This window comes from Streptosporangium sandarakinum, assembly GCF_013409935.1.
Lineage (GTDB): Bacteria > Actinomycetota > Actinomycetes > Streptosporangiales > Streptosporangiaceae > Streptosporangium > Streptosporangium nondiastaticum.
Genome location: NZ_JACCCO010000001.1, coordinates 2,787,105 through 2,801,638 on the forward strand (window position 1 = coordinate 2,787,105; position 14,534 = coordinate 2,801,638).

Sequence of the window (14,534 nt, forward strand, 5' to 3'; positions counted from 1 at the left end):
AGGACCGGTGAAAGCGGCAACGGGGGGAGGGCCGCCGGGACCGGTGAAAGCGGGAACGGGGGGAGGGCCCGGTGAAGCCTAGACTTGCGGCATGCCGATCCACCTGACCCTGCTCGACGGTGTGCGGTGGCAAGGGCGGCCGGTGGTCGGCGAGAGGGCTCAGGCGCTGCTCGCGGCCCTCGCGCTCGCCGGCCGGACCGTGAGCGCGGACCGGCTCGTCGCGGAGGTGTGGGGGGACGGCGAACCGGCCAATCCGGCGAAGGCGCTGCAGGTCCTGGTGTCCCGGGCCAGGTCGGTCGTGGGGTCCGCGTCGCTGGTCACGGCGGGGAACGGCTACCGGCTCGCGGTTCCGCCCGACCTGGTCGACGCCGGTCGGCTGCACGGTCTGGCGGGCCGGGCGGGGGTGCTGCTCACCGAGAATCCCGCCGCGGCGGCCGCGGCGGCGGAGGAGGCGCTCGCGCTGGGCGCCGGGACGCTGCCGCCCGAGGGCGGCGGTCCGCTGGCCGAGGTGCGCCGCCGCGCGGAACACGACCTGGCGTCCGCGCGGATCGTGCTCGCCCGGGCCCGGAGCCGGAGCGGCGACCACGACCCGGCCCTGCCCGGGCTGGAGGACGCCGCGCGCGTCCGTCCCGAGGACGAGGGGCTGCTCGCCGACCTCCTGCGCAGCGAGGCGGCGGTGCGCGGAACGGGTGCCGCGTTGGACCGCTTCGAGCGCCACCGGTCGGACCTGCGCGACCGGATCGGCGCCGACGTCGGCCCGGAGCTGCGGCGGGTCCATCGTGAGCTGCTGGCGCTCGACAGCCCCGTGCGCGCCGGCGTGCGGTTCGACGCGACCCCGCTGCTCGGCCGCGCCGACGACCTCCGGCGGGTGCGGGCACTGCTCGCCGCCTCCCGGGTGGTCTCGATCCTCGGTCCCGGCGGGCTCGGCAAGACCCGGCTCGCCCACGCCGTCGCCCGCGAGGCCCCGCAGCCGGTGGTGCACTTCGTCGAGCTGGCCGGCGTGACCGCGCCCGAGGACCTGGTCGGCGAGGTCGGGTCGGCGCTCGGCGTCCGCGACTCGGTGACCGGACGCCGCACGCTCACCCCGCGGCAGCGCGCCGACGTCCGTGCCCGGATCGCCCAGCAGCTCGACCTGGCTCCGGCGCTGCTGGTGCTCGACAACTGCGAGCACCTGGTGGAGGCGGTCGCCGACCTGGTCGCCTATCTGACCGCGACCACGCGGGAGCTGCGCGTCCTCACCACGACCCGCTCGCCGCTGGCGATCGCCGCCGAACGCGTCTATCCGCTGCCCCAGCTGGGAACCGGTGACGCCGTCGAGCTGTTCCGCGACCGCGCGACCGCGGCCCGGCCCGGTGTGCGCCTGGACGAGGATGACGTGGGCGCCGTCGTGGCCCGCCTGGACGGCCTGCCGCTCGCGATCGAACTGGCCGCCGCGAAGGTGCGGGTGATGTCGCCGGCCGAGATCGCCCGCCGGTTGGAGGACAGGTTCGCGCTACTGCGCGGCGGTGACCGGAGCGCCCCCTCGCGGCACCAGACGCTGCTGGCGGTGATCGACTGGTCCTGGAACCTCCTCGGTGAGCGGGAGCGCCGGGCCCTGCGCCGCCTCTCCGCCTTTCCGGACGGCTTCGCCCTCGACGCGGCGGAGGAGGTGCTCGGCGGCGACGCCCTCGGCGACGTCGAGGAGCTCGTGGAGCAGTCCCTGCTCACCGTCGTGGAGACGGCCGGCGGGGTGCGGTACCGCATGCTGGAGACGGTGCGCGAGTTCGGCCGGGTGCGGCTGGACACGGCCGGTGAGACCGCCGGCGCGCGGGCCGCCGTACGCGCGTGGGCCGTGGGGTACGCCGACCGGCACGGCGCCCGGCTGTACTCGCCGGAGCAGGTCGACGCGGTGGACCGGCTGCGTTCGGAGGAGACGAACCTCGCCGACATTCTGCGTGAAACCCTCGCCGACCCCGACCCCGAAGCGGTCGTGGTGCTGTTCTCCACCCTGGGCGGCTACTGGACGATCCGCGGAGATCACCCGCGCTGCATCGTCCTCACCCCGGCCGTCACCGCCGCCCTGGACGGCTGGGCGCCTCCGCCCCGGCTCCTCGACCGGGCCCGGATGGCCCTGGGCATCGCGCTGTTCAGCACCGTCATGGCCTCCCCCGAGGAGATCGGGACGCCGGCCCGGCTGCTGTCCGGGCTGGGCGCCGACTCGGCGAACCCGGCCGTCCGGGCGCTGGTGACCGCCCTGCTCACCATGGTGCCGGATTCCGGGAAAGGCCTGGACGAGCTGGCCGCCGACCCCGACCCGCTGATCCGCCGGATCGCGCTGCACTGGCTGAGCCACGGCCGGGAGAACGCCGGCGACCCGGTCGGCGCGATCGAGGCCGCCCGGGCCGCCCTGGAACTCGTCGGCGACGACGGCGGCCCCTGGCACCGGGCGATGCTGCACACCCAGCTGGCCGGCATGTACGCGCAACTCGACGACTCCGCGTCGGCGTCCAGACATGCCACCGAGGCGCTTCCGGTGCTCGAACGCCTCGGGGTGATGGAGGACGTCGTCCAGATCCGCGCCACCCTCGCCATGACGGCGCTCGCCGAGGGGCGCCGTGACGAGGCCGCACGGATGACCGACGACCTGGAGGCGCTCGCCTCCCAGGGCACCTACGGCGAGGTCCTGTCGGCCGCCGCCGCCAGAGCCGAGCTGGCCCTCGCCGACGGTGACATCGCCGGGGGGCTGCGGCGGTACCGCGAGACGGCCCGGGTGCTCCGGAACCTGCGTGTCCCGGGCGCGCCGGAAGGTTCCACGCTGTGGACCATCCTGGGCGAGGTCATCGCGCTCTCGGCGTTCGCGCAGTACGGCGAGGGCGACGACGGCGCGGACCTCTTCGAGGCGCTGCGTGCCGAAGTCCTGGTCGTGTTCGACCCGGACCGCGCCTTCCCGGACCTCCCGGCGATGGGGATGGTGCTCGCCGGGCTGGGCATCTGGGGTCTGCTGAAGGGAGCGATGCCCGCCGAGGAGGCGGTCCGGATGCTCGTGCTCGCCGACCGGTTCGCCTACAACCGGTTCACCCCGACGATGCGGTGGCCGGTGCTGGCCGCGCACGCCGAACGGGTCGCCCCCGGCGTCATCTCCCGGATCGAGGCCGGGTACGGAGCACGGCGCGGCCCCGACCTGCTGGCCGAGGCCCACGCCGTCCTGGAGCGGGTGGTCTGACACCGCCTACATCTTGCGGGAGTAGGAGCGGACCGCCAGCGGAGCGAAGATCGCGACGACGACCGCGCAGCCGATGACCGCCCAGCCGACCTCGGCCGTCACGGCCCCGTGGTTGAGCAGGTCGCGCACCGCGGAGACGACGTGCGACACCGGGTTGACCTTCACGAACGCCTCCAGCCAGCCGGGCAGCGTCTCGGCGGGGACGAAGGCGTTGGACAGGAAGGTCAGCGGGAACATGATCATCATTGAGATGCCCTGGACGCTCTGCGCCGAGCGCGCCATCGTGCCCAGCCAGGTGAAGATCCACGCCAGCGACCAGCCCGCGATCACGGTGAGCGCGATGCCTCCGACGCAGCCGAGCACGCCGCCGCCGGGTCGGTAGCCGATGATCAGGCCGGTGACGAGCGTCAGCACCGACGCGATGCCGTAGCGGATCAGGTCGGCGATCATCGGACCGGCCAGGGGGGCGATCCTGGCGATCGGCAGGGACTTGAAGCGGTCGAAGACCCCCTTGTCCATGTCCTCGCGCAGCTGCACGCCCGTCGCCATGCAGACGGTCAGGGCGGTCTGGGCGAGGATGCCGGGGATCAGCACCGGGAGGTAGTCCGACACGCTGCCGGAGATCGCGCCGCCGAAGATGAACGCGAACATCGCCGTGAACAGCAGGGGCTGGATGAGAACGTCGAAGAACTGCTCGGGCTTGCGGCGCATCTTCTTCAGGGCCCGCCACGCCATCGCCAGGGTCTGGACCAGGGTCTCCTGAAGCGAGCTGTGGGACGTGGTGCGGGCGACCGCGGCGGACGGGTCGACGCGCCGGGGGGCGCCGGGGGCAGGGGTCATCGGGGTCGTGACGCTCGTGGTCATCGGGCCGCCTCCATCCGGGGTTCGCCGGCCTGGGATTCGCCGGCTCGGGGTTCGTCGGCGCCGTGGCCGGTCAGCGCCAGGAAGACCTCGTCCAGCGTCGGCTTGGCGACGCTCACCGAGGAGATGCCGATGCCCGCTTCCCGCAGGCCGATCAGGACGTCCGCGGCCCGGTTCGGGTCGGGGAGGGGGATGTTCACGCGTCCCGACTCCGGGGTCAGGACCGGGTCCTCGGCCAGCAGCCGGCGGACGATGTCCGCGGCCAGGGCGAGGTCGGAGCCGTCCGCGAGGCCGAGTTGCAGGGTCGAGTCGCCGACCTGGGTCTTCAGGGCGTCGGGGGTGTCCTCCGCGACCTTCCGGCCCCGGTCGATCACGGCCACACGGTCGGCCAGCTGGTCGGCCTCGTCCAGGTACTGGGTGGTGAGGAGGATCGTGGAACCGTCGGTGACCAGCTCGCGGATGGTGTCCCACATCTGTCCCCGGGTCCTGGGGTCGAGGCCGGTCGTGGGCTCGTCCAGGAAGATCAGGGGTGGGCGGGTGATCAGGCTCGACGCCAGGTCCAGGCGGCGGCGCATGCCACCGCTGAACTGGGACAGGGGGCGGTCGGCCGCCTCCTGGAGGCCGAAGCGTTCGAGCAGGTCACCGGCGATCGCCTTGGCCCGGGCGCTCGTCAGGCCCTGCAGGCGGGCGAACAGCCGGAGGTTCTCCCGGGCTGTCAGGTCCTCGTCCACCGAGGCGTACTGGCCGGTGACGCCCACCAGCTGCCGGATCCGGTGGGGTTCCCGCCGGACGTCGACGCCGAAGATCTCCGCGTGGCCGCCGTCGACCGGGAGCAGGGTGGCGAGCATCCGGAGCGTGGTGGTCTTGCCCGCTCCGTTGGGGCCGAGGACTCCGAAGATCTCGCCCTGCCGTACGTGGAGGTCGATCTCGTCCACGGCCCGGAAGTCCCCGAAGTCCTTGACCAGACCGTCGGCGCGGACGGCATCGAGGTCCGCCATGACACGTCTCCTCTCTCCGCCGGGTATCTCCCGGCGTCGGAGAAGAGCTTCCGCGCTGTCGGCTTCATCGCGGCTTCACGGTGGTTTCACCGCCGAACCGCCGGTTTCACCGGCCGTGCGCGATCCGGGTGGGGCTACAGCCGGCGCAGCACCTGCATGGCGTCGCTCTCGATGCGCGAGAGGTCGCGGAGAATGACGCCGGCCCGTTCGAGGTGCCCCGCGTCGCCGCTCTCCCCGGCCTTCGTGATCAGGCCGGCCACGTCCGTCCACAGGGTGGCGGCCTCGGCGTACAGCCTGTGACCGGTGCGGAGGCCGCTGTCGTCGATCAGCCGGGCGCACTCGCCGAGGAAGTCGCGATAGAGGGCGCGGAACAGGGCGCCGCCGGTGCCGGCCTCCTCCATGAGGACGGCCGCCTGCGGCAGGTCCCGCCGCGGGTCACCGGCGCGCAGCAGCCATCCGGGCACCCGCTCGGCGGCCTTCCCGATGCCCCGGTGGCCGAGGTTCGCGATGGGAGCGGACAGGAAGGCGTCGGCGCAGTCCCTGATGGCGGGGATGATCTGGTCCTGCCAGCGGGGCGGGTGCTCCGGCAGGGTGATGGTGAAGGATCGGTTCCTGGCGGTCATCGGGCCGCGTTCGGCCCGCGCCATGGCCAGGCCGGCCCTGCCGGCGCGCACCGCCCCTCCCTGCTGTTCGGTGTCCACCAGGTGGACGTCGTGCTCGTCGTAGCCGTACATGGCGACCACATGGCCGCCGAAGTGCACCTTGGACCGGAAGTACTCCAGGTGATAGCAGTCGAGCTGAAGGCCGACCGGCCGGCCGGCGTCGATGGGGGCGACCACGTTCTCCCATGCCTTTCGCGGTGAGGTGGTCTCCTTGACCAGCAGTGTCAGCCCCAGCCTGGCGGTCAGGTTCCTGGTGAGCTCGAAAGGCCTGACGCGGCCTCCGAGGAAGGGGAACGCCATGCCCTTGCCGTCCCAGTAGACGAAGGACAGGCCCGAGCCCAGCCCGAACAGCATGGGCTCGGACAGATCGAGTCCCTCGTGCCGCAGCAGCACCCCCAGCGTCGTCGTCTCGCAGTGCTGCGTGCCGCGAACCTCGACGTCCTTCACGATGGTCATACGTCGCCCTCCTCACAACCGGGCGACCAGCGCGTGCCCGTTTCCTCCCTGGCCGGCCACCAGGATCATCGGAGATACCTTGACGCCTCCCACAGTGGGAGAGTCCAACCGCGGCGGAGCGCTCACGGCCTCACCGGGTGAGGACGTCCTGCCGTACGGGCTCTCCGGCATGCTCCGGGAGCTCTCCGGCCCGCTCCAGGAAGGCTCGGACCTCCTCGGCCTCCGGAACGCGGAGCTCGCCGTAGAGGCCGAGAGCCAGCCGGCCGTGCTCGCGGGCCCGCGCCGGGTGCCCGAGCGTGAGGTGGGCGCGTGCCAGGCCGTCGTGGGCACGCGCCTGCTCCGGCCGGTTGCGCGTCAGGCAGGCGAGCGCGAGCGCGGTCGTGTGCTCCTCGACCGCCCGGGCCGGATCGCCCGCCGCCTCGGCGATCCCGTTGAGCGCGGCCGCCTCGCCGGCGGTGTCGCCGAGCTCGCGGTAGAGGGCGGCGGCCTGCTCGTGGCGGGTGCGCGCCAGGTCGGGCTCGCCCTGGTGCCGGAGGACCACGCCGAGGTGGTCGAGGGTCATCGCCTCCCCCGCCGGGTTGCCGACCTTGCGGTGGAGGGCCAACGCCAGGTCGAGATGGCGCCGGGCCTCCTCCGGACGGCCGGCCCGGTCGAGGACGAGGGCGAGGATGCCGAGCACGTGGGCCTCGCCCCAGGTGTCGGCGCCGATCCGGGTGAGGTCGAGCGCCTGCCTGAGATGCCGTTCCGCCTGCGCGTCCTGCCGCCGGCGCAGGGCCACGTTGCCCAGCGTGAGCAGCGCCCGAGCCCGTTCGGCGGTCTCCTCGCACGCGTCGAGGGCCTGGTGCGCGTGCTCCTCCGCCCGCTCGTACTCGCCGAGCCGCCAGTGGGTCCACGCCAGGTCGGTGAGCGCTCGCGCCTCGAACTCGCGGCGGCCGAGCATGCGGCTGCGCCGGAGTGACAGGGTGTGGAGGGTGAGCGCGTCGTCGTGGTGCGCCTGCCGGTCGAGGTAGGGGCGCATCGCCAGGGCCAGCATGCCCAGGCAGATCTCGGGCCCGTGGACGGCGGTCGCGATGATGTTGGAACGCTCGGCGTCGAGCCAGGCGATCGCCTCCGCGGCGTCGCGGACGGGCGCGACCGGAGTGTCCGGCCGGGGGATGCCCTCCCGCTCGCCGAGGCTGTCGGGGAAGAGCCGGTCCATCGCCGCGCGGGAGCGGTGCAGGTAGTAGGTGAGCAGCCGCAGGACGGCGCCGTCGTCCTCGGCGATCGAGCGCGCGTGCTCGCGGAGCAGGTCGTGGAAGGTGTACCGGCCCGGTTCGAGCTGCAGGAGCATGTGGGCGTCGAGGAGACCTTCGAGGAGTTCCTCCGCCTCGTCCTCCGGGATCCCCGCCAGCGCGGCCGCGCCGCAGGCGTCGATGTCGCGGCCGGGTACCAGCCCGAGCAGGCGGAACATGCGCCGCTCGGCCTCGTCCAGTTGCTCGTAGGAGATGGTGAAGGCCGCCGACACCCCGTCCAGGAGCCGGCGGTGCTCCCGCAGCCGGCCCGCCAGGTAGGACACGGTCCAGCGCGGGCGGTGCTGGAGACGGGCGGCCGAGATCCGGATGGCGAGCGGGAGACGCCCGCACAGCCGTAGCACCTCGTGTACGGCATCCGGCTCGTGGCGGGCGCGTTCGCCCACGATCCGCTCGAACAGCCCGGCGGCGTCCTCCTCGCCCAGCACGTCCACCGAGAGCGCCTGGGCGCCGTCCAGGTCGACGAGCCGCCGCCTGCTGGTGACCAGGACGAGGGTGTCGGAGTGCCCCGGCAGCAGGGGGCGCACGTGCTCGGCGTCGAAGGCGTTGTCCAGTACGGCGAGCACCCGGCGGCCGGCCAGTTCGGCGCGCCAGAGGGCGCCCCGCTCGGCCGGCGTGACCGGGATGCGGTCGGCGGGCACCCCGAGCTGGCGGAGGAGGGCCTCCAGCGCGGCGGCGGCGTCGAGCGGCTCCCGGCCCGCGGTGTGGGCATGCAGGTCGATGAAGAGCCGGCCGTCCGGATAGCGGGCTGCCAGCCGGTGGGCCGCGTGGACGGCGAGCGTGGTCTTGCCGATCCCGGCCATGCCGTCGATCGTGACGACCGCCGGCCCGGCCCGTTCGCCCACGAGCCGTTCCAGCTCGGCGGCCCGCCCGGAGAAGTCGGGAATGTCATAGGGCAGGAAGGTGGAGCGGCGCGGCGGCCCGGGAACGGCCGGAGCCGCGCCGGCCGGCCGCAGGACCGGGTCGTCCGCCAGGACCGCCCGCTCCAACTCGATGAAGGCGTGCCCGGGGTCGAGGCCCTGCTCGTCCGCGAGGGCCGTACGGTAGGAGCGCGCCGCGGCGAGGGCGTCGGCCTGCCGTCCTGCCCGGTGCAGGGCCAGGACGAGATGACCGTTGAGCCTCTCGCGGAGCGGGTTGGCGGCCACCTGGGCGGCGAGCCCGTCGAGCAGACCGTCGTGCCGCCCGGCGGTGAGCTCGCCCTCCACCAGGCGTTCGTAGGCCGAAAGGCGCCGGTCGTTCCAGAGCTCCCGGGCGCCGTCGACGTAGTGCGCGTGCACGTCCTCCAGCGCCTCGCCGCTCCACAGGTCCAGGGCCTCGCGCAGCGCGCCGGCGGCCACCAGCTCGGTGAACTCCTGCGCGTCGACCTGTCCGGGCTCCGGCCGCGCGACGTAGCCGCCGGCACGCGTCTCAAGCAGATCCGCGGCTCCCGCGCCGCGCAGCGCCCTGCGGATCGCGGTGATCGAGGCGTGGATCTGCGACCGGGCGGTGTCGGGCCGGTCGTGGCCCCACATCGCGTCGATCAGCCGCTCGATGCCGATCACCCGGCCGGCGTTGAGCAGGAGGTAGGCCAGCACCGCGCGGTGACGCGGGGCGATGCCGGTCAGGGGCTCACCGTCGAGGACCACCTGGACGGGGCCGAGAAGAGTGAACCGCAGCATCGTCCCCCCATGATCACCGCATCGTGCGCGCATCGCGAATGTATCAACCCGGACAGGCACTCTGATCTCACACGAACCGAGGCGGTCTCCCACAAAGGAGACGGTCTCCCGCGAACCGCGGATCTCACCCGAACCAAGACGGAGGAAACACGATGGAAGCCCGGATGAAGAACCCCGCCACGATCATCCCCGCCGCGATGAAGCCGATCATGGAACTGATGCGGGCCGCCCAGTCGCAGGGGCTCCCGCAGGAGCTCATGGAGATGATCCACCTGCGGGTCAGCCAGATCAACGGCTGCAGCTTCTGCGTCGACGCCGGTTACAAGAACCTGCGCAAGCTCGGTGCGAGCGACGAGCGCGTCGGCCTGGTGTCCGCCTGGCGCGAGGCCCCGTACTACACCGACGCCGAGCGGGCCGCGCTGGAGCTGGCGGAGGCGTCGACCCGGCTGGCCGACCGCGCCGACGGCGTCCCCGACGACGTCTGGAACAGGGCCGCCGACCACTTCGACGAGCGGCAGCTCGCCTCGATCCTGCTGATGACCGCCGTCACCAATCTCTTCAACCGCCTGAACGCCCCGATCCGGCAGGTCGCCGGCAGCTGGTGAACCCCGGCCCCGCGCACGGGAGACACCGGCCCCGGCGGGTCCCCTCCACCGAATCACCCCTCACGTACAGGAGACACCGGCATGTCCGCCGTCCGCTCGCACCGCTACTCCGTCGCCGACACCGACCTGGAGGAGTTCCTGGCCCGCCGGAACTCGCTGATCGCGACCATCCGGGAGGGGCATCCCGGGCTCGTCCGCACCGTGCTGGTCCGGCTTGAGGACGGCACCTACACCGACAACTGGCACTGGGAGACCGCCGAGCAGATGGGCGCCGCGCTCGCCGCGCTGCCCACCTTCCCGGAGGCGCCGCTGACCATGGCCCTCACCGGGGACGCCACCGCCCTGAACGGCCGGGTCGTCGACGAGCGCTGACACCGCACGGCCCTCGCCGCCCGGGTGCCGGTCATGCCGGCCTCAGCTGTCCGAGCAGGAGACGGAGCAGAGCCCGGGGGTCCTCAGGGTGCGGATCGTGTCCCGTCGGCAGGGAGGCATGCCGTACCGGGCTCGGCTCCTCCGTGACCGCTTCGAGCTGCCGCCGTGTCCACAGGCAGTAGGCGTTCCAGGCGGGAACGAGTCGTTCGGGGAACATGCCGGCTAAGGCCGCCGCGTCACCGCTGACGACCAGCAGCGGGCAACGCGCGGCACGGTAGACGGCGAACAGATCCAGGGCGTCTATCTCCCGCATGACCTGGAGGAACCACTCCGGGAGCCCCCGGCCCATCTCCGTCAGGAACGCGGTCATCTCCCGGCAGGCGTCGTCCGCCCGGCCCTCGTCCAGGCCGGAGAACTGATCGGGCCGCGTCGGGTTGCCGTGACCGTCGAGGTTGACCGCCAGCGGACACTCCGGATGCTCACCGGCCCACAGCGCGGCGACCATACCCCCGAGAGAGTGCCCGACGACCACGGGCCGGTGAAGCCCGTGCTCCTCGACGACGGCGGCGACGTCCCCGAGCGCCTCGCGCCATGACCACGGCGCCTCCCCGGATTCGCCGTGGCCGCGGAGGTCCATCGCCACCGGGCGGAATCCGTTGCCCACGAGAAGCCCGGCGAAGGCGTCCCAGTCGCCGCGGGACCGTCCGCCGCCGTGGAGGAGGAGAACATCCTGACCGTGTCCGCCGTGATCCTCCACCGCGATCGGCACGCCACCCGCCACGACCCTGCCGACCATCCCCATGCCTCCGGCCTCCTCCCCCTCCCGCCCGTTACGGCGCCCTTCCCAACACCCCGAGCGGGCGGGCCGCCACTGCTTTCCCGCCGTTCACCGCGCCCGCGCGGCGGACCGGAACTCCGGCCCCGACGGCTCCGCGCCAGGGGGTTCGCCTCCCGTACTCCGTTCCGCCGAAGCGCCGAGGCTCTGCGCGCCGAAGGCACGCATCGGAAAACGCCGCGAAGCGGGGTCGGACCGTGACGGCGGCTCAGGGCCGCGTCAGGAAGTCCGCGAGGGCGCCGCGGTTGCGTCGAAGGCCCTCGATGCGCTCGTCCATGGCCGCCAGCTCCCCGTTCAGGACGTCCCACAGCTCCGCGCACCAGTCGAAGTCCGGGCGCTCACCCCGCGCGCACGGCAGCACGACACGGATCACCTCGGTGGTCAGGCCGGCCTTCAGCAGGGCGCGGATCTGCCGCACCGTGACCACGGAGTCCTCGCCGTAGTGGCGGTAGCCGTTCGGCCCGCGCCCGGCCTCGATCAGTCCCTGCGTCTCGTAGTAGCGCAGCAACCGGGTGCTCACCCCGGTGCGCCGGGACAGCTCCCCGATCAGCATGCGGCCCGCCTCCGAATTTGACCTTCACATTGATGCGAAGCCCTAACGTCGCCTCGTGGACGGGCATTCCAGACGGACCGTCCGCGATCCGTTTCGTTTCGCACTGCTGGAGCGTCACATGTCGTCTTTCGTTGTCCACCGTGGCGGCTGTACGGCGCGCGCCGGGGACCTGGCGCCGCTGGCCTTCGCGGGCTACGCCCACTTCACCGCCATGCAGGTGCGCGGCGGCCGGGTACGGGGCCTCGACCTGCACCTGGAACGGCTGCGCTCCGCCTCGGTGACGCTGTTCGGCCAGGCGCTGCCCGACGACCGGGTGCGGGCGTGCCTGCGAGCGGCGACGCAGGCAGGCCCGGCCGACCATTCGCTGACGGCCACGGTGTACTCCCCCACGGGCGAGTTCACGGTGGCAGGGGCCGATGCGCGGCTCGAACTGCTGGTGCGCACCGGACCGGCCGCGTCCGGCCCCCGGGGCCCGCTCGCGCTGGCGACGGTCGAGCACGAACGGTTCCTCCCTACCGTGAAGCACGTCGGCGAGGTGGCCAAGACGTACCTCCTCCGCCAGGCCGTCGAGCAGGGCTTCGACGACGCCGCCTTCGTCGACCGCCGGGGCCGGCTCAGCGAGGCGACGATCTGGAACCTGGCCTTCTGGGACGGCACCGCGGTGGTGTGGCCCGAGGCCGGGATGCTGGCCGGGGTCACGATGGGCATCGTCCGCCGGCGACTGGGCAGCCTCGGCGTGCCCCAGCGTGTCCGGGAGGTCACGCCCGCCGACCTGCCGGCGCTGGCGGGAGCCGTGGTCATGAACTCGTGGACTCCGGGGGTGGCGGTGCGACGGATCGGATCCGTGTCCCTGCCCGAGGCGCCGTCCTTCGCGGAACTGCTGCACCGGGCCTACGAGGCCGAACCGCTCGTCTCACCGTGAGGATCCGTCCGGCCGTCTTCCCCGGACTGGGCCATCCTCCACTGGCCGCCGGGCGCGCCGATGGCGACCAGCCTGGAGACGCAGAGGGCCGGTCACGACCGGCCGGGCGGTGACCCCACGAAGGGCCGCATCCCATTCCTTGAGGCTGTGTTCGCAGGGACGACACCTCGAAACGTGGTCGCACATCCCGCGCGTGCGGCGATCGTCTGCGGAGCAGCCTCGGCAGGCAGGAGAGACGGGGAAAGCCGTGCGTACGGGGGGGTGGGCCGCGCGACCACGCTCCAGTGCCCGCCGGGGAGCGGGGGATACGGCGAGAAAGGGATGACGCCCTTCCGGCATCCCCCTTACCGACGGACTCACCGCCTCGCCGCACCCGCCTCAGCGACCGACGCAGTCGGCCAGGACCCGCGACCCCTGGGGGTCGCTCACCCGACACCGGATTGGCGAGGCGGTGAGGGAGGCATCGCAGGCTATTTCACGAACTCCCGCGCACCACGCAGTCTGGTCCGCAGATGCCGCTGGGTCAGACCGCAGTCCAACCGCACATCGACCGGTCCAGGCAAGTCGGTGTCGGCGCGCCGGCCGAACGGCAACCGGGCCGGATCGAATCCGTCACGCCGCGCGATGAGGCATCCCAGCTCGTACCGGCTCACCGCGTCCGCTCCGGCCACGTGGTGGATCCCCGCGCGATCGGAGTTCGCAAGCTCCAGGAGAGCCGCTGACAGGTCACGGACATGCACCGGGCAGCGCACGTCATCGGTGAACAACACGCCGTTCCTGCCGCCTGTGGCCAGCGAGCGCACCAGGTCCTCATGGGGAGAACCGCCGTCGCCGACGATGAGGGATGTCCGTGCGATCACCGCGGTGGGATCGATCGCCTGCACGGCCGTCTCCGCGGCCGCCTTCGCCGCTCCGTACGGGGTGATCGGATCGGGGACGCAGTTCTCGGTGTAGGTGACCGCCTTACCGGAGAAGACGGCATCGCTGGACACGTGCACCAGGCGTCCGCCGTTCTCGGAGGTCGCCACGGCCACGTGAGCGGCGCCCATGGCCGTCGTCACCCAGTCCGACTGGCGGAAGGCCGCATTGACGACGATGTCGGGACCGAACTCGCCGATCAGAGCGGCCACGGCCGTACGGTCGCGAACGTCAAGCGGCAGCCAGTCGGCCCCCGCGGCTGCTCCCGGCCGGGACAGATAGGTCGCGGCCACGACACGGCCGTCCATTACGGACCGCCGTACGAGCTCGCCGCCGAGAAAGCCGCTGCCGCCCACGATGAGGATTCTCATGGCCGGACCGTAGTGGAGCACCCAGCCTGGAGCCTGGCCGCTCGCTGCCGTCGGTCCATGCTTCCGCGCCACCGCCGCGATAACGCTGGATCAGCGTCAGGCCTTCTCGATCCGCACTCGCGGGTGCCCGGCGGTGAGCAGTTCGATGTCTTCCACGTCGGAGGTCAGGATCGTCACCCGGCCTGGATGCTGCAGTGCGGTCGCGCACAGCATGGCGTCGATGGCGTACTTGTGGCCGTGCAATCCCGCGGTGCGTAACAGGGTGGTGGCGGAGTACGCGATCGCCTGGGTGACCGGCTCCACACGCAACCGGGACAGCGTCCACTTCAGCGCGGCATCACTGATCTTCGGGTGGATCGCCTCGACGAGCACCGCGGCCGAGGTGACGACCGGTAGGTCCGCGTCACGAGCCGCCGTCAGCCACTCGTGAATCTCCCGGTCGCGCTGTACGGCCTTCGCCAGGCCCTCGCTGTCCAGGACCAGGGCACCGCTCACGCGGCCGCTCCGGCGTCCGAAGTGCCACCGGTGAGCCGGATGCGTTTGGCCGTCACCGCCTCCGGATCGGCCGGGCCGTGCGTCCGTTCGAAATCAGCGATCAGTTCGTCCAGGTTGTCCCGCTCGATCTGCCGCTGAGCCGCCCTCTCCAGGTACGCCGAGACACCCCGCTTGCCGACCCGATCACGGATCGCCTGCAGGGTGCCGGCGGTCAGGGTGACGGAGATCCCGTTGGTGGGACCGTCACCGGGAGGAAACTCCACCTCGTCAGCCATGACTCCAAGTATGGCATTGGAAATGCTATAGAGCGGGATGCGGCGGACGGTTTTCATGCAGA

Annotated in this window: 13 protein-coding genes; 4 read left to right on the forward strand and 9 right to left on the reverse strand. The window is 72.7% G+C overall.

Going from position 1 to position 14,534, the window contains the following annotated elements:
• The first annotated feature begins 91 nt into the window (after window positions 1-91).
• Entirely contained in the window at window positions 92-3,202 is a 3,111-nt protein-coding gene (locus tag HDA43_RS12380; protein ID WP_179819992.1) for an AfsR/SARP family transcriptional regulator, read from the forward strand.
• 6 nt (window positions 3,203-3,208) lie between these two features.
• Here the strand turns inward: HDA43_RS12380 and HDA43_RS12385 are convergent, their stop codons facing one another.
• The 4 genes from HDA43_RS12385 to HDA43_RS12400 form a co-directional block, all read right to left on the reverse strand.
• Window positions 3,209-4,066 carry an ABC transporter permease gene (locus tag HDA43_RS12385; RefSeq protein ID WP_246423964.1) on the reverse strand — a complete coding sequence of 286 codons (858 nt, stop codon included), beginning with the start codon at window positions 4,064-4,066 and terminating at the stop codon, window positions 3,209-3,211.
• Window positions 4,063-5,061, reverse strand: a complete 999-nt coding sequence (locus HDA43_RS12390) for an efflux ABC transporter ATPase subunit, DrrA-related (RefSeq protein ID WP_179819994.1) — start codon at window positions 5,059-5,061, stop codon at window positions 4,063-4,065. The genes HDA43_RS12385 and HDA43_RS12390 overlap by 4 nt, the downstream gene beginning before the upstream one ends.
• Before the next feature lie 134 nt (window positions 5,062-5,195).
• The gene (locus HDA43_RS12395; protein ID WP_179819997.1) at window positions 5,196-6,179 is read right to left on the reverse strand and encodes a BtrH N-terminal domain-containing protein; all 984 of its coding nucleotides are present in this window, start codon (window positions 6,177-6,179) and stop codon (window positions 5,196-5,198) included.
• A 130-nt stretch (window positions 6,180-6,309) separates the two neighbouring features.
• Window positions 6,310-9,126 (reverse strand): AfsR/SARP family transcriptional regulator, encoded by a 2,817-nt coding sequence (locus HDA43_RS12400; protein ID WP_218911696.1) that lies wholly within the window; start codon window positions 9,124-9,126, stop codon window positions 6,310-6,312.
• Window positions 9,127-9,278: 152 nt separating this feature from the next.
• Here HDA43_RS12400 and HDA43_RS12405 point away from each other — a divergent pair, with 152 nt between their 5' ends.
• Both HDA43_RS12405 and HDA43_RS12410 read left to right on the forward strand, forming a co-directional pair.
• Window positions 9,279-9,731 carry a carboxymuconolactone decarboxylase family protein gene (locus HDA43_RS12405; protein ID WP_179819999.1) on the forward strand — a complete coding sequence of 151 codons (453 nt, stop codon included), beginning with the start codon at window positions 9,279-9,281 and terminating at the stop codon, window positions 9,729-9,731.
• Window positions 9,732-9,812: 81 nt separating this feature from the next.
• Window positions 9,813-10,103, forward strand: coding sequence for a hypothetical protein (locus HDA43_RS12410; protein ID WP_179820001.1), 291 nt, complete (start codon window positions 9,813-9,815; stop codon window positions 10,101-10,103).
• A gap of 31 nt (window positions 10,104-10,134) precedes the next feature.
• Here HDA43_RS12410 and HDA43_RS12415 read toward each other — a convergent pair whose 3' ends face one another.
• Both HDA43_RS12415 and HDA43_RS12420 read right to left on the reverse strand, forming a co-directional pair.
• Window positions 10,135-10,905 carry an alpha/beta fold hydrolase gene (locus HDA43_RS12415; RefSeq protein ID WP_179820003.1) on the reverse strand — a complete coding sequence of 257 codons (771 nt, stop codon included), beginning with the start codon at window positions 10,903-10,905 and terminating at the stop codon, window positions 10,135-10,137.
• 241 nt (window positions 10,906-11,146) lie between these two features.
• Window positions 11,147-11,491 carry a MerR family transcriptional regulator gene (locus HDA43_RS12420; RefSeq protein WP_179820006.1) on the reverse strand — a complete coding sequence of 115 codons (345 nt, stop codon included), beginning with the start codon at window positions 11,489-11,491 and terminating at the stop codon, window positions 11,147-11,149.
• A 118-nt stretch (window positions 11,492-11,609) separates the two neighbouring features.
• On the opposite strand from HDA43_RS12420, the gene HDA43_RS12425 reads away from it, so the two are divergent.
• The gene (locus HDA43_RS12425) at window positions 11,610-12,413 is read left to right on the forward strand and encodes an aminotransferase class IV family protein (RefSeq protein ID WP_179820008.1); all 804 of its coding nucleotides are present in this window, start codon (window positions 11,610-11,612) and stop codon (window positions 12,411-12,413) included.
• 470 nt (window positions 12,414-12,883) lie between these two features.
• Here the strand turns inward: HDA43_RS12425 and HDA43_RS12430 are convergent, their stop codons facing one another.
• From HDA43_RS12430 to HDA43_RS12440, 3 genes are all read right to left on the reverse strand, one after another.
• On the reverse strand, window positions 12,884-13,702 hold the full coding sequence (locus HDA43_RS12430; RefSeq protein WP_179820011.1) for an SDR family oxidoreductase: 819 nt from the start codon (window positions 13,700-13,702) through the stop codon (window positions 12,884-12,886).
• A gap of 96 nt (window positions 13,703-13,798) precedes the next feature.
• Complete coding sequence (locus HDA43_RS12435) at window positions 13,799-14,197, reverse strand: type II toxin-antitoxin system VapC family toxin (RefSeq protein ID WP_179820013.1); 399 nt, start codon at window positions 14,195-14,197, stop codon at window positions 13,799-13,801.
• Window positions 14,194-14,529, reverse strand: coding sequence for a hypothetical protein (locus tag HDA43_RS12440; protein WP_246423965.1), 336 nt, complete (start codon window positions 14,527-14,529; stop codon window positions 14,194-14,196). The genes HDA43_RS12435 and HDA43_RS12440 overlap by 4 nt, the downstream gene beginning before the upstream one ends.
• Window positions 14,530-14,534: the final 5 nt, after the last annotated feature.

Coding starts and splice junctions, on each gene's coding strand:
- HDA43_RS12380 (WP_179819992.1), top strand. CDS start 92: ATGCCGATCCACCTGACCCTGCTCGACGGTGTGCGGTGGCAAGGGCGG.
- HDA43_RS12385 (WP_246423964.1), bottom strand. CDS start 4,066: ATGACCACGAGCGTCACGACCCCGATGACCCCTGCCCCCGGCGCCCCC.
- HDA43_RS12390 (WP_179819994.1), bottom strand. CDS start 5,061: ATGGCGGACCTCGATGCCGTCCGCGCCGACGGTCTGGTCAAGGACTTC.
- HDA43_RS12395 (WP_179819997.1), bottom strand. CDS start 6,179: ATGACCATCGTGAAGGACGTCGAGGTTCGCGGCACGCAGCACTGCGAG.
- HDA43_RS12400 (WP_218911696.1), bottom strand. CDS start 9,126: ATGCTGCGGTTCACTCTTCTCGGCCCCGTCCAGGTGGTCCTCGACGGT.
- HDA43_RS12405 (WP_179819999.1), top strand. CDS start 9,279: ATGGAAGCCCGGATGAAGAACCCCGCCACGATCATCCCCGCCGCGATG.
- HDA43_RS12410 (WP_179820001.1), top strand. CDS start 9,813: ATGTCCGCCGTCCGCTCGCACCGCTACTCCGTCGCCGACACCGACCTG.
- HDA43_RS12415 (WP_179820003.1), bottom strand. CDS start 10,905: ATGGGGATGGTCGGCAGGGTCGTGGCGGGTGGCGTGCCGATCGCGGTG.
- HDA43_RS12420 (WP_179820006.1), bottom strand. CDS start 11,491: ATGCTGATCGGGGAGCTGTCCCGGCGCACCGGGGTGAGCACCCGGTTG.
- HDA43_RS12425 (WP_179820008.1), top strand. CDS start 11,610: ATGTCGTCTTTCGTTGTCCACCGTGGCGGCTGTACGGCGCGCGCCGGG.
- HDA43_RS12430 (WP_179820011.1), bottom strand. CDS start 13,702: ATGAGAATCCTCATCGTGGGCGGCAGCGGCTTTCTCGGCGGCGAGCTC.
- HDA43_RS12440 (WP_246423965.1), bottom strand. CDS start 14,529: ATGAAAACCGTCCGCCGCATCCCGCTCTATAGCATTTCCAATGCCATA.